17 protein-coding genes are annotated in these 20,523 nt (G+C 60.1%); 9 read left to right on the top strand and 8 right to left on the bottom strand.

Annotation, left to right across the window (positions count from 1 at the left end; genetic code table 11):
- The first annotated feature begins 39 nt into the window (after window positions 1-39).
- The 5 genes from C1X29_RS00315 to C1X29_RS00335 all read left to right on the top strand — a co-directional run bounded on the left by C1X29_RS00315 (window position 40) and on the right by C1X29_RS00335 (window position 8,446).
- A complete protein-coding gene (locus C1X29_RS00315; RefSeq protein ID WP_085747704.1) occupies window positions 40-3,888 on the top strand; it encodes a bifunctional diguanylate cyclase/phosphodiesterase in 3,849 nt (1,282 codons plus the stop codon).
- Between the two features lie 240 nt (window positions 3,889-4,128).
- Window positions 4,129-5,382 carry a serine hydroxymethyltransferase gene (glyA, locus tag C1X29_RS00320; protein WP_102716621.1) on the top strand — a complete coding sequence of 418 codons (1,254 nt, stop codon included), beginning with the start codon at window positions 4,129-4,131 and terminating at the stop codon, window positions 5,380-5,382.
- A 276-nt stretch (window positions 5,383-5,658) separates the two neighbouring features.
- On the top strand, window positions 5,659-6,972 hold the full coding sequence (locus C1X29_RS00325; RefSeq protein ID WP_085747703.1) for a C4-dicarboxylate transporter DctA: 1,314 nt from the start codon (window positions 5,659-5,661) through the stop codon (window positions 6,970-6,972).
- Between the two features lie 49 nt (window positions 6,973-7,021).
- Window positions 7,022-7,726, top strand: coding sequence for a FadR/GntR family transcriptional regulator (locus C1X29_RS00330; protein ID WP_007950980.1), 705 nt, complete (start codon window positions 7,022-7,024; stop codon window positions 7,724-7,726).
- A gap of 24 nt (window positions 7,727-7,750) precedes the next feature.
- Window positions 7,751-8,446, top strand: a complete 696-nt coding sequence (locus C1X29_RS00335; protein ID WP_085747702.1) for a GntR family transcriptional regulator — start codon at window positions 7,751-7,753, stop codon at window positions 8,444-8,446.
- Between the two features lie 13 nt (window positions 8,447-8,459).
- On the opposite strand, the gene yjiA is transcribed toward C1X29_RS00335, so the two are convergent.
- From yjiA to C1X29_RS00350, 3 genes are all read right to left on the bottom strand, one after another.
- A complete protein-coding gene (yjiA, locus tag C1X29_RS00340) occupies window positions 8,460-9,431 on the bottom strand; it encodes a GTPase (protein WP_102716622.1) in 972 nt (323 codons plus the stop codon).
- An 88-nt stretch (window positions 9,432-9,519) separates the two neighbouring features.
- Window positions 9,520-9,717 (bottom strand): YbdD/YjiX family protein, encoded by a 198-nt coding sequence (locus C1X29_RS00345; RefSeq protein WP_003228401.1) that lies wholly within the window; start codon window positions 9,715-9,717, stop codon window positions 9,520-9,522.
- A 15-nt stretch (window positions 9,718-9,732) separates the two neighbouring features.
- On the bottom strand, window positions 9,733-11,799 hold the full coding sequence (locus tag C1X29_RS00350) for a carbon starvation CstA family protein (protein ID WP_007950983.1): 2,067 nt from the start codon (window positions 11,797-11,799) through the stop codon (window positions 9,733-9,735).
- Between the two features lie 159 nt (window positions 11,800-11,958).
- On the opposite strand from C1X29_RS00350, the gene C1X29_RS00355 reads away from it, so the two are divergent.
- Window positions 11,959-12,327: a PilZ domain-containing protein gene (locus C1X29_RS00355; RefSeq protein ID WP_085608710.1), complete on the top strand. Its 369-nt coding sequence runs from the start codon at window positions 11,959-11,961 to the stop codon at window positions 12,325-12,327.
- Here C1X29_RS00355 and radA read toward each other — a convergent pair whose 3' ends face one another.
- Complete coding sequence (gene radA, locus C1X29_RS00360; protein WP_007950985.1) at window positions 12,328-13,695, bottom strand: DNA repair protein RadA; 1,368 nt, start codon at window positions 13,693-13,695, stop codon at window positions 12,328-12,330. It lies immediately after the preceding gene.
- A gap of 143 nt (window positions 13,696-13,838) precedes the next feature.
- The gene (gene katB, locus C1X29_RS00365) at window positions 13,839-15,377 is read right to left on the bottom strand and encodes a catalase KatB (RefSeq protein ID WP_102686330.1); all 1,539 of its coding nucleotides are present in this window, start codon (window positions 15,375-15,377) and stop codon (window positions 13,839-13,841) included.
- A 285-nt stretch (window positions 15,378-15,662) separates the two neighbouring features.
- Here katB and mscL point away from each other — a divergent pair, with 285 nt between their 5' ends.
- A complete protein-coding gene (mscL, locus tag C1X29_RS00370) occupies window positions 15,663-16,076 on the top strand; it encodes a large-conductance mechanosensitive channel protein MscL (protein ID WP_085608712.1) in 414 nt (137 codons plus the stop codon).
- 32 nt (window positions 16,077-16,108) lie between these two features.
- Here mscL and C1X29_RS00375 read toward each other — a convergent pair whose 3' ends face one another.
- Entirely contained in the window at window positions 16,109-16,885 is a 777-nt protein-coding gene (locus tag C1X29_RS00375; protein WP_085747699.1) for a ferredoxin--NADP reductase, read from the bottom strand.
- A 305-nt stretch (window positions 16,886-17,190) separates the two neighbouring features.
- On the opposite strand from C1X29_RS00375, the gene C1X29_RS00380 reads away from it, so the two are divergent.
- Both C1X29_RS00380 and C1X29_RS00385 read left to right on the top strand, forming a co-directional pair.
- Entirely contained in the window at window positions 17,191-17,898 is a 708-nt protein-coding gene (locus C1X29_RS00380; protein ID WP_102716623.1) for an autoinducer binding domain-containing protein, read from the top strand.
- A 175-nt stretch (window positions 17,899-18,073) separates the two neighbouring features.
- Window positions 18,074-19,198 carry a class I SAM-dependent methyltransferase gene (locus tag C1X29_RS00385; protein WP_102716624.1) on the top strand — a complete coding sequence of 375 codons (1,125 nt, stop codon included), beginning with the start codon at window positions 18,074-18,076 and terminating at the stop codon, window positions 19,196-19,198.
- Between the two features lie 70 nt (window positions 19,199-19,268).
- Here C1X29_RS00385 and C1X29_RS00390 read toward each other — a convergent pair whose 3' ends face one another.
- Together C1X29_RS00390 and cydB are read right to left on the bottom strand one after the other, a co-directional pair.
- Window positions 19,269-19,436, bottom strand: a complete 168-nt coding sequence (locus tag C1X29_RS00390; RefSeq protein ID WP_007950992.1) for a DUF2474 domain-containing protein — start codon at window positions 19,434-19,436, stop codon at window positions 19,269-19,271.
- Between the two features lie 77 nt (window positions 19,437-19,513).
- Window positions 19,514-20,521, bottom strand: a complete 1,008-nt coding sequence (gene cydB, locus C1X29_RS00395) for a cytochrome d ubiquinol oxidase subunit II (RefSeq protein WP_085747696.1) — start codon at window positions 20,519-20,521, stop codon at window positions 19,514-19,516.
- Window positions 20,522-20,523 lie beyond the last annotated feature (2 nt).

Here is a 20,523-nt window from a genome sequence, read left to right on the forward strand (position 1 = left end):
GCACGTCGCGCCAGTCCAGCCAGACCGCAGGATTACAGCTTGTCCAACGTCACTCCGCCAGCCTCTGTGAGCAGCACCCAACCGGCGCCCGGCTCGTCCCTGCGCGGAACATTGAAAGGCGCGCTGGCGACGCTGGTGCTTTTGCTGCTGGCGCTGCTGTTCTGGCAGCTGCTCGATCAACTGCGTGAAACCCAGAAAAACCAGCGTCAGTACACCATCGACTACACCGCCGACCTCGCCGCGCAGGTCAGCCTGAACATGGCGTTGAACGCGCAGATCGCCCTCAACCTGCTACCGATCGTCGAACAACCGCAGTCGGCCGACGAACAGCAGGCGCTGCTGCGCAAACTTCAAAAGTCGCTGCCCGACCTGCGCAGCCTGGCCCTGCTCAGCCCCTCCGGAAAAATCCTCAGCGACAGCGCGACTGACAGCCAAGACGCCGATTACCTCAGCGATCTGGTACGCCGCAGCCGCGCTCAGGCGCATTACTTCAGCAATGACGACGACGGCTCGGTGGTGCATCTGCTGTTGCATCAGGCCAGTGGCAGCACTCGCGGTTACTGGGCACTGCGGCTGACACCCACCTTCTTTAAAGCACTGACCAAACAAGGCGAAACCGGTATCCGTCCCCTGTGGCTGGTGGAAAATCGCATCAACCATCAGATCATCAGCCGCGACGAAGCGATGCCCATCGGCAGCACCAGCGTCCTGACCCCGGACGATCTGGCCAACAGCGTGCTGACCGTGCCGCTGAGCAGCAGCGACTGGCAACTGCGTGGCCTGTTCGACCGCCAGCACGTGCTCGAACAACTGCTGCCGGCGTTCATCGGCAAATGCCTGTTGGGCCTGGCGCTCTCGCTGCTGCCGTTCATCGCGCTGCTCAATATGCGCCGCCGTCAGCGTCAGGTGCATGAAGGGCGTCGGCGTTATCAGGATATTTTCGAAGGCACCGGCGTGGCGTTGTGCGTGCTGGATCTTTCGGGGCTCAAGCTGATTTTCGAGAAAGCCCAGATCCAGACCAGCGACCAGCTCAAGGCCTGGCTCGACCAGCCGGCGCAGCGCCAGCAATTGCTCCACGAACTGCGGGTCACCGAGGTCAACCAGGTCGCGCTGCAACTGCTCAATGTCAATTCCTGCGATCACGCCTGGCAACTGTTGATCGACGGTCAGCCGCACAGTCAGTGCGCCATCGGCAATCAGGTGCTCGACGCCGTGCTCCAGCAGCAAAAGCAGCTGGAACTGGAAATCAAACTCCCGGACATCAATGGCCGCGACCAGCACCTGTGGCTGGTGCTGCGCCTGCCGCAGGAACAGCACGACTACAAGGCCGTGATCCTGAGCATCAACGACATCACCAGCCGCAAGCTGATCGAACTGTCGCTGCTGGAGCGCGAAGGTTTCTGGTCGGACGTGGTGCGTACCGTGCCGGATCACCTGTATGTGCAGGACGTGATCAGCCAGCGGATGATCTTCAGCAACCACCACCTCGGCCAGACCCTCGGTTACAACCGCACCGAACTGCATCAGATGGGCGAGTACTTCTGGGAAATCCTCCTGCACCCGGAAGACGCCGACTATTACCATCGCTCGCGGCAGATGCAGCGTCACGCTGGTTACAGCCAGTTGTTGCAATGTCAGCTGCGCTTCCGTCATCGCGACGGCAAGTGGCGGCGCTTCGACATTCGCGAACAGGCACTGGCCCGGGACAAGCACGATCAGGTCACGCGGATCATCGGCGTGGCCAAGGACATCACCGAGCAGATCGAAGCCAGCGAATCGTTGCGCGACAGCGAACAACGCTACCGGATGCTCGCCGAAAGCATCAGCGACGTGATCTTCTCCACCGACAGCAAACTGTCGCTGAACTACGTCAGCCCGTCGGTGCAAGCCGTGCTGGGTTACGACGCCGAGTGGATTTTCCAGAACGGCTGGCAATCGACCATCGCCAACCCGCAGCAACTGAGCGGCATCTATCACCTGATGGATCGCGTCAGCAAAGCCTTGGGCAAACCCGAGCAACTGGTGATTTTGCGCAGCCAGGTGCAGACCCAGATGTTCCTGTTCGACTGCCTGCGCGCCGACGGTCGCAAGATCCCGATCGAACTGCGTCTGGTGCTGGTGTGGGACGAACATGGCGCCTTCGAAGGCGTGCTCGGGGTCGGTCGCGATATCAGCCAGCAGCGCCGTGCGGAGAAAGACCTGCGCATGGCGGCCACGGTATTCGAGCACTCGACTTCGGCGATCCTGATCACCGACCCGGCCGGTTACATTGTCCAGGCCAACGAGGCGTTCAGCCGGGTCAGCGGTTACGCGGTGAGCGAAGTGCTCGACCAGTTGCCGAACATGCTGACCGTCGACGAACAGCAGGACGCGCACCTGCGCTACGTGCTCAAGCAGTTGCATCAGCACAGCACCTGGGAAGGCGAAGTCTGGCTCAAGCGCCGCAATGGCGAGCACTACCCGGCGTGGGTCGGCATCACCGCCGTGCTCGACGACGAGGGCGACCTCGCCAGTTACGTGTGCTTCTTCAGTGACATCAGCGAGCGCAAGGCCAGCGAGCAGCGGATCCACCGCCTCGCCTACTACGACGCCCTGACTCACCTGCCGAACCGCACGCTGTTCCAGGATCGTCTGCACACCGCGCTGCAATCGGCCGAACGGCAGAAGTCGTGGGTGGTGCTGATGTTCCTCGACCTCGACCGATTCAAACCGATCAACGACTCCCTCGGTCACGCCGCCGGCGACCGCATGCTCAAGGACATGGCCACGCGGTTGCTGGCCTGCGTCGACGATGACGACACCGTGGCGCGGATGGGCGGCGACGAATTCACCCTGTTGCTGCAACACCGCTCCAGCCGCGAAATGGCACTGAACCGTGCGATCCACGTGGCCGAGCAGATCCTTGCCAGTCTGGTGCGACCGTTCGTGCTCGAAGGCCGCGAGTTCTTCGTCACCGCCAGTATCGGCATCGCCCTGAGCCCGCAGGACGGCAACGAACTCAGCCAGCTGATGAAGAACGCCGACACCGCGATGTACCACGCCAAGGAGCGCGGCAAGAACAACTTCCAGTTCTATCAGGCCGACATGAACGCCAGTGCGCTGGAACGTCTGGAACTGGAAAGCGACCTGCGCCACGCGCTGGAGCAGAACGAATTCGTGCTGTACTACCAGCCGCAGTTCAGCGGCGACGGCAAACGCCTGACCGGTGCCGAAGCCCTGCTGCGCTGGCGTCATCCGCGTCGCGGGCTGGTGCCGCCGGGGGATTTCATCCCGGTGCTCGAAGAACTCGGGCTGGTGGTGGACGTCGGCGACTGGGTGATCAGCGAGGCCTGCCGTCAGCTCAAGACCTGGCACCAGAGCCGCGTGCGCGTGCCGAAGGTCTCGGTAAACATTTCCGCCCGACAGTTCTCCGACGGCCAGCTCGGCACGCGGATCGCCACCATCCTCAAGGAAACCGGCCTGCCGCCGGCGTGCCTGGAGCTGGAGCTGACCGAAAGTATTCTGATGCGCGAAGTCAGCGAGGCGATGCAGATCCTTGCCGGCCTGAAGAACCTCGGCCTGAGCATCGCGGTCGACGACTTCGGCACCGGTTACTCGTCGCTGAACTACCTCAAGCAATTCCCGATCGACGTGCTGAAGATCGACCGCACCTTCGTCGACGGCCTGCCGTCCGGCGAGCAGGACGCGCAGATCGCCCGGGCAATCATCGCCATGGCCCACAGCCTGAATCTGGCGGTGATCGCCGAGGGCGTGGAAACCCATGAACAACTGGACTTCCTGCGCGAGCATGGTTGCGACGAGGTTCAGGGTTATCTGTTCGGGCGGCCGATGCCGGCGGGACGGTTCGAGGCGCAGTTCAGCAATGATGCGCTGTTCATGTTCGACTGAGACTTTGTGGGGAAGCCATCGCCAGCAGGCTGGCTCCCACAAGGATTGATGCCGATCAGGGAATTTGCAGGCTATCGCGATTACTGTGGGAGCCAGCCTGCTGGCGATTTGGCCGGCACAATCACCGTATATCCACGCATGAACGCCACTTGTCTGCGACATGATGTCGTTTCATATGCCATCCAAAACCCGATGGGTTAGAATGCCCCCCTTTTCTGCCCCCGATCCTTGAGGACCGCCATGTTCAGCCGTGATTTGACTATTGCCAAGTACGACGCCGATCTTTTTGCCGCCATGGAGCAAGAAGCCCAGCGCCAGGAAGAACACATCGAGCTGATCGCTTCGGAGAACTACACCAGCCCAGCGGTGATGGAAGCTCAAGGCTCGGTACTGACCAACAAGTACGCCGAAGGCTACCCGGGCAAGCGCTACTACGGTGGTTGCGAGTACGTCGACGTCGTTGAGCAACTGGCCATCGACCGCGCCAAGGAACTGTTCGGCGCCGACTACGCCAACGTTCAGCCGCACGCAGGTTCCCAAGCCAACGCCGCTGTCTACCTGGCCCTGCTGTCGGCCGGTGACACCATCCTGGGCATGAGCCTGGCTCACGGCGGTCACCTGACCCACGGCGCCAGCGTTTCCTCCTCCGGCAAGCTGTACAACGCCATCCAGTACGGCATCGACGCCAACGGCCTGATCGACTACGACGAAGTCGAGCGTCTGGCGGTTGAACACAAGCCGAAAATGATCGTGGCCGGTTTCTCTGCCTACTCGCAGATCCTCGACTTCCCGCGTTTCCGCGAAATCGCCGACAAGGTTGGCGCCTACCTGTTCGTCGACATGGCTCACGTGGCCGGTCTGGTCGCCGCTGGCGTCTACCCGAACCCGGTTCCGTTCGCTGACGTCGTGACCACCACCACCCACAAGACCCTGCGCGGTCCACGTGGTGGCCTGATCCTGGCCAAAGCCAACGCCGACATCGAGAAGAAGCTGAACTCCGCCGTATTCCCGGGCGCCCAGGGTGGCCCGCTGGAGCACGTGATCGCCGCCAAGGCGATCTGCTTCAAGGAAGCACTGCAGCCTGAGTTCAAGGCTTACCAGCAACAAGTGGTGAAAAACGCCCAGGCCATGGCCGGCGTGTTCATCGAGCGCGGTTTCGACGTGGTTTCGGGCGGTACTGAAAACCACCTGTTCCTGCTGTCGCTGATCAAGCAGGAAATCTCCGGTAAAGACGCCGACGCCGCTCTGGGCAAAGCGTTCATCACCGTAAACAAGAACTCCGTGCCAAACGACCCACGCTCCCCGTTCGTCACCTCCGGTCTGCGCTTCGGTACTCCGGCTGTGACCACTCGCGGCTTCAAGGAAGCAGAGTGCAAAGAGCTGGCTGGCTGGATCTGCGACATCCTGGCTGACCTGAACAACGAAGCGGTGATCGACGCCGTTCGTGAGAAAGTCAAAGCCATCTGCAAGAAACTGCCGGTATACGGCGCTTAATTGCGACGTTAAAACCGCAGCATGAAAAACCGGCCAGTGATGGCCGGTTTTTTTTCGCCCGCAAAAAAGTTTCGAACGCTAAATGGCTCAAGGTCGGGGTCTCGCGCCCAACTGGTCAGACCGGTCATGCCAATTCGTCATTTTTCACTTGCGATCCGTAAAAAGCAGCGCCTAGACTGCACCCGCACTGGACATACCGGTAAGACCACAATAATTAAGTCCTGAATCTGATGCGCCCCGCGCACGGCAGCCAGGACACCGACCAGGATTCCTCCCATGCTCAGATGGTGCTCGCGTTCAATCTTCCTCCAAGTGGTTCTCGGACTGGTGCTCGGCATCGTCTGCGGGCTGACCCTTCCTGAATACTCGGCCCAGCTCAAACCGCTCGGCGACGGTTTCATCAAACTGATCAAGATGCTCATCGGCCTGATCGTGTTCTGCGTGGTGGTCAGCGGCATCAGCGGCGCCGGCGACCTGAAGAAGGTCGGGCGCATCGGCCTCAAGTCGGTGATCTACTTCGAAGTGCTGACCACCATCGCCCTGGTGATCGGTCTGGTGTTCGCCTTCACCACCGGGATCGGCAGCGGCGCCAACATCCATCTGGAGCAGCTGTCCGCCGCCGACATGGGCGACATCGCCGAACGCGGCCAGCACATGCACACCACCACCCAATTCCTGATGGACCTGATCCCGACCTCGGTACTCGGCGCCTTTGCCGACAACAACATTCTGCAAGTGCTGCTGTTCTCGGTGCTGTTCGGCAGCGCGTTGAATCTGGTGGGCGAAGCGGCTTCCGGGATCTCGCGGCTGATCAACGAGCTCAGCCACGTGATCTTCCGGATCATGGGCATGATCGTGCGTCTGGCACCGATCGGCGTGTTCGGCGCCATCGCCTTCACCACCAGCAAATATGGCCTGGATTCGCTGCAACACCTGGGCAGTCTGGTTGGTTTGTTCTACCTGACCTGCATCGCTTTCGTCAGCGTGATTCTGGGTCTGGTGATGCGTGCCTCCGGCCTGCGCATGTGGCCGTTGCTCAAGTACCTGCGTGAAGAACTGCTGATCGTCATGGGCACCGCGTCCTCCGACGCCGTGCTGCCGCAGATCATGCGCAAGCTTGAGCATCTGGGTATCGGCAGCTCGACCGTCGGGCTGGTGATTCCCACCGGTTACTCGTTCAACCTCGACGGTTTTTCGATCTACCTGACCCTGGCCATCGTATTCATTGCCAACGCTACCGGTACGCCGCTGGCCATGACCGATCTGCTGACTATTTTGCTGGTGTCGCTGATTACCTCCAAAGGTGCCCACGGCATTCCGGGGTCGGCGCTCGTGATTCTCGCGGCCACGCTGACGGCCATCCCGGCGATTCCGGTGGTCGGTCTGGTGCTGGTGCTGGCGGTGGACTGGTTCATGGGCATCGGTCGCGCGCTGACCAACCTGATCGGCAACTGCGTCGCCACCGTGGCCATCGCCCGCTGGGAAAAGGACATCGACGTGCAGCGGGCGAACAAGGTGCTCAACGGCGAGCAGGGCTATAACTTTCAGCCGAGAAAAACGGTCGCTCAAGCGGCGGCCAAAGAATTCTGAATGAGCGCCGTGCCTGCGCCAATGCAGGCACGGCTCATGGAGCGAACACGTGATTACTACATCAACCGTCGTCAACTCAGTGGTGGAAAAACTCCGGGCCGCGCTGGCCCGTGGCCAGTGGCGCTCCGGCGAGATGCTACCGGGGCAGCGCGAGCTGGCCGAGCAACTGGGCATCAGCCGCCCGAGCCTGCGTGAAGCGGTGATCGTGCTGGAAACCCTCGGTCTGGTGCGCTCGATGCCGGGCAAAGGCGTGGTGGTGCTCGACGCCCAGGCCAGTGACAGCCAAAGCCACGACAGTGCAGTGGCCGGCGCCAGCCTCGAAGACGTGCTGCAACTGCGCTACACCCTCGAACCGTTCATTGTCGGTCTGGTAGCGCAGTCGATCAGCAGCAAGGAAGTCGGGCAGTTGCGCCTGACCCTGATGGACATGCGCGAAGCCCTCGAAGCGGGTGACAGCGAGGCCGGGGTCAGCGCCTACATCGCGTTCCACGAGGAGCTGTTCACCCTGACCTCGAACCCGATTTTCCAGAGCGTGGTGCAACAGACCAGCAACGCCCTCAAGCAAAGCGCCGAAGTGCTGCGCAATTCGCCGGAGCACCTGGCCGAACGCCTTGAGGAAAACGAAGCCGTGGTGCGCGCGATCCGCAGCAAGAACAGCGCCCAGGCCAGCGCCGAAATGCGCCGGCACATTTTGCGTGAAGGCCAGCGGATGGGTATCGAGCTGAATATTCCGGATGACAACCTGAGCCACTGAAACGCCTCACACTGGAGACCGGCCATGAACAGTCTTGCCACGCCGTCGCACCCTCGCCCGACCTCGACGGCCCTGCCCTTCTCCCGCCTGCATGCGCCGGTGGAGGATCTGTATCCGCGCCTGTTAGACGCAATCCTCGAGCAACGCATCGATGCCGCCAGCCGTTTCACCGAAGAAAGTCTCAAGGAGATGTTCGGCGTCAGCCGCGCCGATGTGCGTCGGGTGCTGACTCAACTGTCCCACGAACAGATCATCGTACTGCGGGCAAACCATCGACCACGAGTGGCTGCGCCGGATGCCGAGCAGACACGTCAGGCCCTGCACGCTCGGCGTCTGGCCGAGAACACGCTGGTGCGATTGGCTTGTCAGCATGCGCAGGCTGAAGATCTGAAGCGCCTGCGAGCGTTGATCGAACGGGAGCGTCAGGCTGTGGATAAAGATCGGCGCGGGGCGGCGATTCGCTTGTCCGGGGAGTTTCATTTGCAGGTAGCGAAAATGGCGCGGAATGCACCGTTGGCGCATTTCCTCGGCACGTTGGTGCCGCTGACCTCACTGGCGATTGCGCGATGCACAGAAACCACGCACAGCTGTTGCGGCTGGCAGGATCACGCCCGGATCGTCGAGGCGATCGAGCGTGATGACGCTGGCGAGGCGGTGTCGCTGATGAACCGTCATCTGGATCACCTGGAGCAGACGATTCTCAGCGGCTCCACTCACTGAAAGCGCGGCGGACTCAGTTCGCCGCCACCCTGGCAAACCCCGCCCGGATCTTCTCTTCCGGCAAATCGTCGGCGATAAACACGATCACGCTTTCCCGCGCCTCGCCCTCGGCCCACTCGGTGTCCCAGTCGAAGCCGTAGAGTTTCAGCACGCCCTGGAACACCAGCCGCCGATCTTCACCCGCAATGTTCAACACACCTTTGTAGCGCAGCAATTGCTTGCCGTGCTCTTCCAACAGTTCATTCATGAATTCGCTGAGCTGATCGATATCCAGCGGCTGATCGGTACGCAGCACCAGACTGGAAATCCGGTCGATGGATGGCGCCTTGCTCACCGGCCGCAGACTCACCCCGCCGCCGAGATCGGCATTCAGGTTGAAACCGCGCACATCGAGCAACTCGGCCAGATCGATGTTGCCGTGTTCGACCACGCGGATCGGTGCACGACGGTTGATGCGGGTCAGGCGTTCGCTGAGCGCGGTGAACGCGGCCTCGTCCACCAGATCGGTTTTGCTCACCAGCAAGCGGTCGGCAAAACCGATCTGCGCCTGGGCGATGGTCTGGGTCAGGTGCAGTTCGGCGTGAGCGGCGTCGACGAGGGTGATGATTCCGTCGAGCAGATAACGTTCGCGCAGTTCTTCGTCGATGAAAAAAGTCTGCACCACCGGAGCCGGGTCGGCCAGGCCGGTGCATTCGATGACCAGCCGATCGAAGGCGATTTCGCCGCTGTCCAGCCGTTCGAGCAACAGGTACAAGGCCTTGGTCAAATCGGTGTGGATGGTGCAGCAGACGCAGCCGTTGGCCAGGGTCATGACTTGCACCGGCTCGTCGCCCAGCAATTGGGTGTCGATGCCGGCGTCGCTGAATTCGTTTTCGATCACGGCGATTTTCAGGCCGTGCTCGGCTTTCAACAGATGGCGCAGCAAGGTGGTCTTGCCGGCGCCGAGGAAACCGCTGAGCACCGTGACCGGGATGGGAGAAGACAAACTCGATCTCCTTCAATTGCACAAATAAAAATGGGAGCAGGCCGAAAGACCTGCTCCCACCTATCTCTGCTGAACCGCGATCAGCGGCTCAGCAGCACTTCGGCCCACCCTTGCCACCGTAACGGGCTTCCTGACGTTCGCGAAAGAACATCTCGTAGCTCATCACCGGTTTGTCCGGGTGTTTGGTCTGCATATGCTCGACGTAGGTGTCGTAGTCGGGCATGCCGACCATCAGGCGCGCGGCCTGACCGAGGTATTTACCGAGGCGACTCAGGTCATTGAACATGCTGCAATCCTCTGGTTACGCGTCCGGCAGGGCCTGGAATGGCGATTCTTTGTCCGTACGCTCTTTTTTGCCCCAGGCAGCGATGCCGACCTTGAGCGCATAGAACAGGATGCTGAATACCACGAACAGGAACAGCGCGGTCAATGTAGCGTTGGTGTAGGCGTTGAAGATCACGTGCTGCATCTGCTCGACGCTTTTCGCCGGCGCCAGCACCTGACCGTTGGCCAGTGCATCGCTGTACTTCTTGGCCAGCGACAGGAAGCCGATCGCCGGGTTGGCGTCGAACAGCTTGATGAAGCCAGCGGTCGTGGTGCAGATCAGCAGCCAGGTGGCCGGCAGCAGGGTGACCCAGATGTAGCGCTGGCGCTTCATCTTGATCAGGACCACGGTGCCGAGCATCAGCGCGATACCGGCAAGCATCTGGTTGGAGATGCCGAACAGCGGCCACAAGGTGTTGATACCGCCCAGTGGATCGACCACGCCCTGATACAGCAACCAGCCCCACATCGCGACACAACCGGCGGTGGCGATCAGGTTGGCGGACCAGGATTCGGTGCGTTTCAGCGCCGGTACGAAGGAGCCGAGCAGGTCCTGCAGCATGAAGCGACCGGCACGGGTGCCGGCATCGACTGCGGTCAGGATGAACAGCGCTTCGAACAGGATCGCGAAGTGGTACCAGAACGCCATGGTGTTTTCACCCGGCAGCACACTGTGCAGGATCTGCGCGATACCGACCGCCAGGGTCGGCGCACCACCGGCACGGGCCAGGATGGTGGTTTCACCGATGTCATGCGCCACGGCTTGCAGGGCTTCCGGGGTAATTGCAAAGCCCCAGTTGCTGACCGCAGTTGCCACGGACACCACATCACCGCCGACCACGGCGGCCGGGCTGTTCATGGCGAAGTACACGCCTGGCTCGATCACCGAGGCAGCGACCATGGCCATAATGGCCACGAACGATTCCATCAGCATGCCGCCGTAACCGATGTAACGGGCGTTGGTTTCGTTATCCAGCAGTTTCGGCGTGGTCCCGGAAGAGATCAGCGCGTGGAAACCCGATACCGCACCGCAAGCAATGGTGATGAACAGGAACGGGAACAGACCGCCCTTCCACACCGGACCAGTGCCGTCGACGAACTGGGTCAGGGCCGGCATTTTCAGCTCGGGCATGGTCACCAGGATGCCGATCGCCAGGGCGACGATGGTACCGATCTTGAGGAACGTGGAGAGATAGTCACGCGGCGCCAGAATCAGCCAAACCGGCAGCGAAGCGGCGACGAAACCGTAGCCGACCAGCATCCAGGTAATCTGCACGCCAGTGAAGGTGAAGGCCTTGGCCCAGACCGGATCGGCGGCAATCTGCCCACCCAGCCAGATCGAACCGAGCAGCAGCAACACGCCGACTACCGAGATCTCGCCGATGCGGCCCGGACGGATGTAGCGCATGTAGATGCCCATGAACATCGCGATCGGGATGGTCGCCATCACGGTGAAGATGCCCCACGGGCTTTCAGCCAGGGCTTTCACCACGATCAGCGCCAGCACCGCGAGGATGATGATCATGATCAGGAAGCAGCCGAACAGCGCGATGGTGCCGGGGATACGGCCCATTTCTTCACGCACCATGTCGCCCAGCGAACGGCCGTTGCGACGGGTCGACATGAACAGAACCATGAAGTCCTGCACCGCGCCCGCCAGCACCACGCCGGCGATCAGCCACAGCGTACCGGGCAGGTAGCCCATCTGCGCCGCCAGTACCGGGCCGACCAGCGGCCCCGCGCCGGCAATGGCCGCGAAGTGGTGACCGAAGAGAATGTGTTTGTTGGTTGGAACGTAGTCCAGACCGTCGTTGTTGAGTACGGCGGGGGTGGCCCGACGCGGATCGAGTTGCATCACATTGTTAGCGATGAACAGACTGTAGTAACGGTACGCAACCAGATAAATGGCCACGGCGGCGACCACAATCCACAAGGCGTTGATCGCCTCGCCTCGGCGCAATGCCACTACGCCAAGGGCGCACGCTCCTACGATTGCCAGCAGCAGCCAGGGTAAGTGGCGTAGCAGGCTATTATTATTTTTCATTTTATTATTCCAGCCAGGGTGGACAAGAAAGACAGCCACCCCGAGTTTAGCGCTGTTGGCGGCAAAGGCCATACCCCGACATTGGTCTAGACAGTCCATTCGTTGGCAACACCCCGCCGGTCGGGTCTATAGTCAGCTGACCTTCCTGAGGATTGCGCCATGAGCGAGCACCCGTCCGAGCGTCGCCGCTTCAAACGTATCGCGTTCGATGCCCGAACCGAATTGAGCCAGGGCGAGTACATCTGGCCGGTGAAGCTGATCGATCTGTCGCTCAAGGGGCTGTTGATCGAGCGGCCCGAGCCCTGGCTGGGCAATTCCGAGCAGGATTTTTTCGTCGATATTCATCTGAGCGAGGACGTACACATCGAGATGGATGTGCAACTGGCTCATGAAGATCACGGCCAGCTCGGTTTCGTGTGTCGGCATATCAGCCTGGAGTCGATTCAGCGCCTGCGTCGCCTGATCGAACTCAATCTGGCCGACGAAACCGAACTGGAACGCGAGCTCGCGGCGCTGATTGACGTCTGATCACTCGAACAACGAGTCCAGCGCCTGCTCCAGTCGTGTCACCGCAATGATCTGCAACCCTGGCGGAGCTTCCTTCGGCGCATTGCCCTTGGGCACGATCGCGCGCTTGAAGCCGTGCTTGGCGGCTTCCTTCAATCGCTCCTGACCGCTCGGCACCGGGCGCACTTCGCCGGACAGGCCGACTTCGCCGAACACCAACAAGTCATGGGGCAACGGCCGGTTACGTAGGCTCGACATGACGGCCGCCATCAACGCCAGGTCGGACGCAGTTTCCAGCACCTTCACCCCGCCGACCACGTTGAGGAACACGTCCTGATCGTGGGTCGGAATGCCGCCGTGACGGTGCAGCACCGCCAGCAACATCGCCAGACGATTCTGATCCAGACCCAGCGTGACCCGACGCGGGTTGGCCAGATGACTGTCATCCACCAGCGCCTGGACTTCCACCAGCATCGGCCGGGTGCCTTCCCACGTTGCCATCACCACGCTGCCCGGGACTTCTTCCTGAGCGCGGGTGAGAAAAATCGCCGAAGGGTTGGAGACTTCTTTCAGGCCCTTGTCGGTCATGCCGAACACGCCGAGTTCGTTGACCGCGCCGAAACGGTTCTTCACCGCCCGCAGCAGGCGCAATCGCCCGTCGGACTCGCCCTCGAAATACAGCACGGTATCGACCATGTGCTCCAGCACGCGAGGCCCTGCCAGCGCACCTTCCTTGGTCACGTGGCCGACCAGAAAAATCGCCGTACCGCTTTGCTTGGCGTAACGCACCAGCAACGCCGCACTCTCGCGCACCTGGGACACGCCACCCGGTGCCGACTGCAGTTGCTCGGTGAAGATCGTCTGGATCGAGTCGATCACCATCACCTTGGGTTTTTCCTGACGGGCGGTGGCGATGATGGTTTCGATGCAGGTTTCGGTCATGACCCGCAGTTGATCCTGCGGCAGGCCCAGGCGGCGTGCGCGCATGGCGACCTGTTGCTGGGACTCTTCGCCGGTGACGTACAGCGCCGGCATGCTCTTGGCGAGGTTGCACAGGGTCTGCAAGAGGATCGTCGATTTGCCGATGCCGGGATCGCCGCCGATCAGCACCACCGAGCCGTCCACCAGACCACCGCCGAGCACTCGGTCGAGCTCGCCGGAGGCTGTGGAAAAACGCGGAATCTCTTCGATGCTGACTTCGGCCAGGGTCTTGATCTGGGCCTGCTGTCCGGCCCAGCCGGTGCGCCCGCTCGGGGCGGCGGCACCGCCGCTCTCGACCATGGTTTCGGTCAGGGTGTTCCAGGCGCCGCATTCGCCGCACTGTCCGGCCCACTTGGGAAAGGTTGCGCCGCACTCGGTGCAGCCATACATGCGCTTGGCCTTGGCCATCTGAACCCCCGGCAAAAACCGCGATGATAACGCAGCCATCGTCGATCAGCGCGGCGCGTCGGGACGGATTTCTCCGCTGGCCAGACGCACGGCGCTGCTGCCGGTCAGTCCCCGGCAATTGCCGGGGCTTGAAAGGGTCGCTGTCAGTCGACCAGTTTGGCGGCCAAGGCCTTGACCCGATCCAGGTCACCCTTGGCCACTTTGGTCACACCGGCGCCGTACTCCGGATCCGCCTTATAAAGGAAGGACAGCATGATGTGCTTGCTCTCGTCATCGGCGCCCGCCAGCGAACCGCCAAAGCTTTCGATCAGATCCTGGCGTTCCTTCTTGCTGAACGAGCGATACAGATCACCGGCCTGTTTGAAGTTCTGTTCGCGCTGGATCTTCGCCTGTTGCGTGCTGCCCTGCAGCGCGGTCTGGCTGTATCGCGCAGCCGGGGTCTCTTCACGCGGCTGCAGACGGCTTGGCTCATAGTTGATGCCCGAGGTGCTCGCACCGGCATTCATCGCGCCATCCTGATTGCCATTGTTGACGGCGGTTTTGGCGGCATTGATCGGCAATTGCAGGGCGTTGGCGCCAAGGCGATACATCTGGGTGTCGGCATAGGCAAATATCCGACCTTGCAGCAGACGGTCCTCCGAGGGCTCGATACCTGGCACCACATTCGATGGAGCCATGGCCACTTGTTCGGTTTCCTGGAAAACATTAGCAGGATTGCGGTTCAAGACCATTTGTCCAACTTTTCGCTCCGGAACACCTGGCCAGATCTTGGTTGCATCAAGAGGATCGAAATCAAACTTGGACAAATCTTGCGGATTCAAGACCTGGATGTACAAGTCCCACTTGGGAAAGTTACCTTTGTTAATATTTGTTACTAAATCGTGAGTCATGTGACTGTAATCCCGGCCCTGAACTTGCACAACTTGTTGCGGATCGAGATTCTTGATGCCTTGCAAACTTTTCCAGTGAAACTTCACGTAATGGACTTCGCCTTTGGCATTGACCAACTTGTAGGCGTGCACACTATTGCCGTCCATCTCCCGATAACTGGCCGGGGTTCCCGAGTTGGAATACAGCTCAGTCAAAGTACGGGTGGCTTCCGGTACATGAGAGAAGAAGTCGAAGCGGCGCGAGTCATCGTCAAGGTTGGTGCGAGGATCGGGCTTGAAGGCATGCACCATGTCCGGGAACTTGATCGCATCGCGGATGAAAAACGTCGGGAAGTTGTTGCCCACCAGATCCCAATTGCCGTCGGCGGTGTAGAACTTGGTCGCGAAACCTCGAGGGTCACGCAGGGTTTCCGGAGAGTGATTGCCGTGAACCACCGCCGAGAAACGCACGAACACCGGCGTGACCTGGCCGGCGGTAAACACCTTGGCCTTGCTCAGATCGCTCAGATCGTTGGTCGCAGTGAACGTACCATGGGCACCAGTGCCTCGGGCATGCACAACGCGTTCGGGAATGCGCTCGCGGTCGAAGCGTTGCAGCTTCTGGATCAGTTGCACGTCCTGCAACAGTACCGGGCCGTTGGCGCCGGCGGTTTGCGAGTTCTGGTTGTCGCCGACCGCCGCACCGTTGTCACGGGTCAGCGGCGCGGCATTCACGGAAAGGGTCAACAGGCTGGCGGCCAATACACCAACGGTGCGACGGGGAGTAATCCCTGAGCCAAGTGTGGAATTCATTTCAGGTTCCTCTGTTTTTTTGAGGCGCATCCAGGTGCGCCAGACAGAGGCTAGAAGCTCGATTCGCCAAACCTAAATAGAAAGATCACAACGCCGTGATTGAATATTTTTTCTTCGGAATCAGCGGCTTGAGGCGTATTCCGCGCGCGATTAGTGGCACTTTGCAAACTAATTGCGAAATGGTGTGTCGATAAAAACAGGCTTTGTAAGAAGGTGTTACGCGCAGGACGCGTTATGCTGATTTACACTGCGTACACCAAACTCATCTGTAACAAGGAAATAACTATGGGCGTGCTCAGCGAGTTCAAGGCCTTCGCGGTCAAAGGCAATGTGGTCGACATGGCCGTCGGTATCATCATCGGCGCGGCCTTCGGCAAAATCGTTTCGTCGTTTGTCGGCGACGTGATCATGCCGCCCATCGGCCTTCTGATCGGCGGCGTGGACTTCAGTGACCTTGCCATCACGCTGAAAGCTGCCGAGGGCACTGCCCCTGCGGTGGTGCTGGCCTACGGCAAATTCATCCAGAGCGTTCTTGACTTCGTGATCGTCGCCTTCGCGATTTTCATGGGCGTCAAAGCCATCAACCGCCTCAAGCGCGAAGAAGCCGTGGCGCCTACCTTGCCGCCGGTACCGACCAAGGAAGAAGAACTGCTGGGCGAGATCCGCGATCTGCTCAAGGCCCAGAACAACCGGCCTTGAAGATTGAAACGGCGCCTGAGGGCGCCGTTTTCTTACCAGTAGTTTTCCACCGCCACCTGTCCCGGGCGCCGGGTCAGACTCAAGGCCATGCCGCGTTGCTTGAGCAAGGCCCGGGTGTCGTCGATCATCTGCGGATTACCGCAGAGCATGACCCGCGAATGCTCCGGGGTCAGCTCGACGCCTGCCATCCTCTCCAGCTCGCCATTCTCGATCAGCGTCGTGATGCGTCCGTTGAGGGCGCCGGCATAAGGCTCGCGGGTGACCACCGGAATGAACTGGAATTTATGCGCATATTCAGCCAGGTAGTCACGCTGAGTCAGCTCGGCAATCAGCGGTTGATAAGCCAGTTCCCGAGCCTCCCGCACGCTGTAGACCAGGATGATTCGCTCAAACTTTTCCCAGACCTCGAAGTCCTGCAGGATCGAAAGAAACGGTGCCACCCCCGTACCTGTGGATAGCAGCCAGAGATCCCGACCATCGACAAAACGGTCCAGCGTCAGATAACCAAAGGCCTGACGCTCGATCAGCAAGGTATCCCCTGCTTTCAGCCGGCTCAGTTCGCTGGTGAACTCACCGCCCGGCACTACGATGGAAAAAAATTCGAGAAACTCATCGAACGGCGAAGACACCATCGAGTAGGCGCGCCACACCGTACTGCCGTCCGGGCGCGTCACGCCAATCCGCGCGAATTGCCCGGCGCGGAAGCGGAAACCGGCATCCCGCGTGGTACGCAGGGTGAACAGGTTCGGGGTCAGCGGTTGCACATCGAGTAATGTCTGGCGGCTGAATTTTTCGCTGCTGGCGGTCATCGGTTCACTCCATCAACAATAATTCGATTGTTACGCATAATTGCACGATGAAACACCGATAGTTTGTGATGGAATCTCAAAGTGCCACTAGTTTTAAAACTCTAAAATAGTCAACCTGAAGTCAGAATTATTTAAATGATCTCCCACATATAAAGACTTGTTCAGAGATATTCCAAATAGGAGCACTTACCAAGAACAAAAAAATCCAAACACTTTTGTAGGAAGCGTCCTACACTCGACTCCGTGCCACCACATTGGATCCAATACGGCGCCCCCCGCGGATTATTATTTTGGAGAACACTCAAATGGAAAGGTGGAAGGAGTACCAGATAGAACAGATCACGCGCGCGAAGGAAAACGAGAATGCATTTCCGATTCTGAGCACGTTTGCCAGGAACCTCGGCTTTCAGTTTTGCGGCATTAAAGTTTCCCGGCCTGGCTTCCCGTCATTCAACGCGTTCCATATCAATAACTTCACAACGGCGTGGAACGACGAATACGAAAAAACTTACGCAAAGGACGACCCGATAACAGCCTATTGCGATCGCTCCATGCTGCCGTTTCTCTGGAGCAGGAAAGCCTTCTCGAAGGCTCCGCTGATGTGGAGTGCGCTTCAAAATCACGGGATGGAACATGGTTGGTCGCAGTCATATCACGATGAGAAAAATGACTTGTGCTGCACAATCAGCCTGGCCCGAACCCACTGCGAAATTTTTGCCCTGGAGCTGTACAACGAGTACGGCGTATTGCAATACGTCTTGCAGCATTTGTGTGAGTTGTTCCTCATTGCCTGCCCGGCAACGCTGGCCAAGCCTCCGCCTGTGCGATTGTCCACTCGAGAGCTTGAAATCGTAAGGCTGTGCGCCCTTGGCAAAACATCCTGGGAAATCGGCCGGATCCTGAGTATCGCTGAAAGCACCGTGAACTATCACACCAAGAACCTGATCACCAAATTCAACGCCTGCAACAAGATGTCAGCCGTCATCGCCGCCGCCAAGGCCGGATATCTCTAGGCCGCCCTCTTCCACTGCACTGAAATCAGACGAGTATTACCAACAAAAAAAACGTACCATTTGCAGCCTTCCTGAGTGATGTCGTGAGCATTCACGCCGCTGTCCACTCGGTCGGTTCCGCCGCACGACACCCTGGGCCGCGGGACATCCGTCGATTACCCAGAGTCCCCGCCCCATGCCTTTGCTCGATACGCCCTTCGCCCAGCTTGATCTGATCCGCCAGCCCGAACAGCAGAACGAACCGCTGCAAGCCTTCGATGCGGCCGACGAATACCTGCTCAATCATCTGGCCGAACAGAATCTGCCGGCGAATACCCGAGTATTGGTGCTCAACGACAGTTTCGGCGCATTGGCCATCAGCCTCTCGGGCAAGGTGCAGGTCAGCACCAGCGGTGATTCGTTCCTGGCGTTTCAGGGGCTGGAAAAGAACCTGCTGCGTAACGGTCAGGCATTCGATGCGCTGCGCGGTATTCCCGCCAGCGAGCCCTTGGTCGGGCCGTTCGACCGGGTGCTGATCCGCATCCCGAAAACCCTGGCACTCCTGGAAGAACAACTGATTCGCTTGCAGGGTCAATTGGCACCCGGCGCTCAGGTGGTAGCAGCGGCGATGGTCAAGCATTTGCCTCGTGCCGCAGGTGACCTGCTGGAACGCTACATCGGCCCGGTTCAGGCTTCGCTGGCTGTGAAAAAGGCCCGATTGCTGATCGCCACGCCCGAGGCCAAGACACCCGCCGTCTCGCCCTACCCGACCCGCTATCGTCTTGACGAGCCGGCCATCGAACTGCTCAACCACGCGAACGTGTTCTGCCGTGAAGGGCTGGACATCGGCACCCGCGCCTTCCTTCCGCACCTGCCGAAAAACCTCGGTTCGGCACGAGTCGCCGATCTTGGCTGCGGTAACGGCGTTCTGGCCATCGCCAGCGCCCTGCAAAATCCTGAAGCGCATTACACGCTGGTGGACGAATCGTTCATGGCCGTGCAATCGGCGGCCGAAAACTGGCGCGCGGCGCTGGGCGAACGTGAAGTGATCGTACGCGCCGGCGACGGTCTGGCCGGCCAGGAAGCGCAATCGCTGGACGTAGTCTTGTGCAACCCGCCATTCCACCAGCAACAGGTGGTCGGCGATTTCCTTGCCTGGCGCATGTTCCAGCAGGCCCGCGAAGCGCTGGTGGTAGGTGGCGCGCTGTACATCGTCGGCAACCGTCACCTGGGCTATCACAGCAAACTGGCGCGACTGTTCCGCGGTGTCGAGCAAGTCGCGGCTACGCCGAAGTTCGTGATCCTCAAGGCGCGCAAATAATCCGGGCAAAAAAAAACCCTCCGGTCGGAGGGTCAAAAATCCGTGCCGCAAGGCAGCGGGATGGGAAGTCTCAGTGCGTGGTCAGACCTGCGGCGTTCATGAACATGCGCATCAGGCTGGCGACGATGAACAAAGCACCGACGCTGCCGACCCAGATCATGGCCAACCAGCCGAGCCGCTGCCACAGCGGCTTTTTTTCGGCTTCTTCAATGTCGTGCAGGGAATGTTTGCCAGTCATTTTCTTTAAACCTCTTCAAGATGGATGGCGCCGCTCCCGACGCCATCGCGAGCAAGCTCGCTCCCACAGGTTTTTGCTTAGTGATAACCGTCTTCGTGGGTCACCTTGCCGCGGAACACGTAGTAGCTCCAGAAGGTGTAACCCAGGATGAACGGGATGATGAACAGCGTGCCCACCAGCATGAAGCCTTGGCTTTGCGGCGGTGCGGCGGCGTCCCAGATCGAGATCGACGGCGGCACGATGTTCGGCCACAGGCTGATGCCCAGACCGCTGTAGCCAAGGAAGATCAGCACCAAGGTCAGCAGGAACGGCATGTAGTTGGCATTACGTGCCACCGCGCGAATCAGACCGTACATCGTCACCAGCACCAGAATCGGCACCGGCATGAACCAGAACAGATTCGGCATGCTGAACCAGCGCGTCGCAATTTCCGGATGGGCCAGCGGCGTCCACAGACTGACGACACCGATCACCGCCAACAGCACGAAGGCCAGAGGACGCGCCAGGTCATGCATCTGTTCCTGAAGCTTGCCTTCGGTCTTCATGATCAGCCAGGTACAGCCGAGCAAGGCATACGCCACCACCAGCGCGGCGCCGCAGAACAGCGTGAACGGCGTCAGCCAGTCCAGTGAGCCGCCGGCGTATTGCCGGTTGACCACGGGCAAGCCGTCGATGAACGCACCAAGTGCCACACCCTGGAAGAACGTCGCGGCCACCGAACCACCGATGAACGCCTTGTCCCACAGGTGACGCTTGTCGTCCTTGGCCTTGAAGCGGAACTCGAACGCCACGCCGCGGAAAATCAGCCCGATCAGCATGAAGATCAACGGCAGGTACAGCGCCGACAACACCACCGAATAGGCCAGCGGGAACGCACCGAACAACGCAGCGCCGCCCAGTACCAGCCAGGTTTCATTGCCGTCCCATACCGGGGCGACGGTGTTCATCATCACGTCACGGTCGACTTTGCCTGGGATGAACGGGAAGAGAATCCCGATCCCCAGGTCGAAACCGTCCATGACCACGTACATCATGATCCCGAAGATGATGATCACGGCCCAGATCAGCGGAAGATCAATACCCATGA

Source organism: Pseudomonas sp. GW456-12-10-14-LB2 (assembly GCF_002884345.1).
In the GTDB taxonomy this organism is placed as follows: domain Bacteria; phylum Pseudomonadota; class Gammaproteobacteria; order Pseudomonadales; family Pseudomonadaceae; genus Aquipseudomonas; species Aquipseudomonas paraglycinae.

Bases quoted from the DNA above. Each gene is read 5' to 3' on its own strand.
- glyA (WP_102716621.1), top strand. From the start codon at position 4,129: ATGTTCAGCCGTGATTTGACTATTGCCAAGTACGACGCCGATCTTTTT.
- C1X29_RS00325 (WP_085747703.1), top strand. From the start codon at position 5,659: ATGCTCAGATGGTGCTCGCGTTCAATCTTCCTCCAAGTGGTTCTCGGA.
- C1X29_RS00335 (WP_085747702.1), top strand. From the start codon at position 7,751: ATGAACAGTCTTGCCACGCCGTCGCACCCTCGCCCGACCTCGACGGCC.
- C1X29_RS00345 (WP_003228401.1), bottom strand. From the start codon at position 9,717: ATGTTCAATGACCTGAGTCGCCTCGGTAAATACCTCGGTCAGGCCGCG.
- C1X29_RS00350 (WP_007950983.1), bottom strand. From the start codon at position 11,799: ATGAAAAATAATAATAGCCTGCTACGCCACTTACCCTGGCTGCTGCTG.
- C1X29_RS00355 (WP_085608710.1), top strand. From the start codon at position 11,959: ATGAGCGAGCACCCGTCCGAGCGTCGCCGCTTCAAACGTATCGCGTTC.
- radA (WP_007950985.1), bottom strand. From the start codon at position 13,695: ATGGCCAAGGCCAAGCGCATGTATGGCTGCACCGAGTGCGGCGCAACC.
- katB (WP_102686330.1), bottom strand. From the start codon at position 15,377: ATGAATTCCACACTTGGCTCAGGGATTACTCCCCGTCGCACCGTTGGT.
- mscL (WP_085608712.1), top strand. From the start codon at position 15,663: ATGGGCGTGCTCAGCGAGTTCAAGGCCTTCGCGGTCAAAGGCAATGTG.
- C1X29_RS00375 (WP_085747699.1), bottom strand. From the start codon at position 16,885: ATGACCGCCAGCAGCGAAAAATTCAGCCGCCAGACATTACTCGATGTG.
- C1X29_RS00380 (WP_102716623.1), top strand. From the start codon at position 17,191: ATGGAAAGGTGGAAGGAGTACCAGATAGAACAGATCACGCGCGCGAAG.
- C1X29_RS00385 (WP_102716624.1), top strand. From the start codon at position 18,074: ATGCCTTTGCTCGATACGCCCTTCGCCCAGCTTGATCTGATCCGCCAG.
- C1X29_RS00390 (WP_007950992.1), bottom strand. From the start codon at position 19,436: ATGACTGGCAAACATTCCCTGCACGACATTGAAGAAGCCGAAAAAAAG.
- cydB (WP_085747696.1), bottom strand. From the start codon at position 20,521: ATGGGTATTGATCTTCCGCTGATCTGGGCCGTGATCATCATCTTCGGG.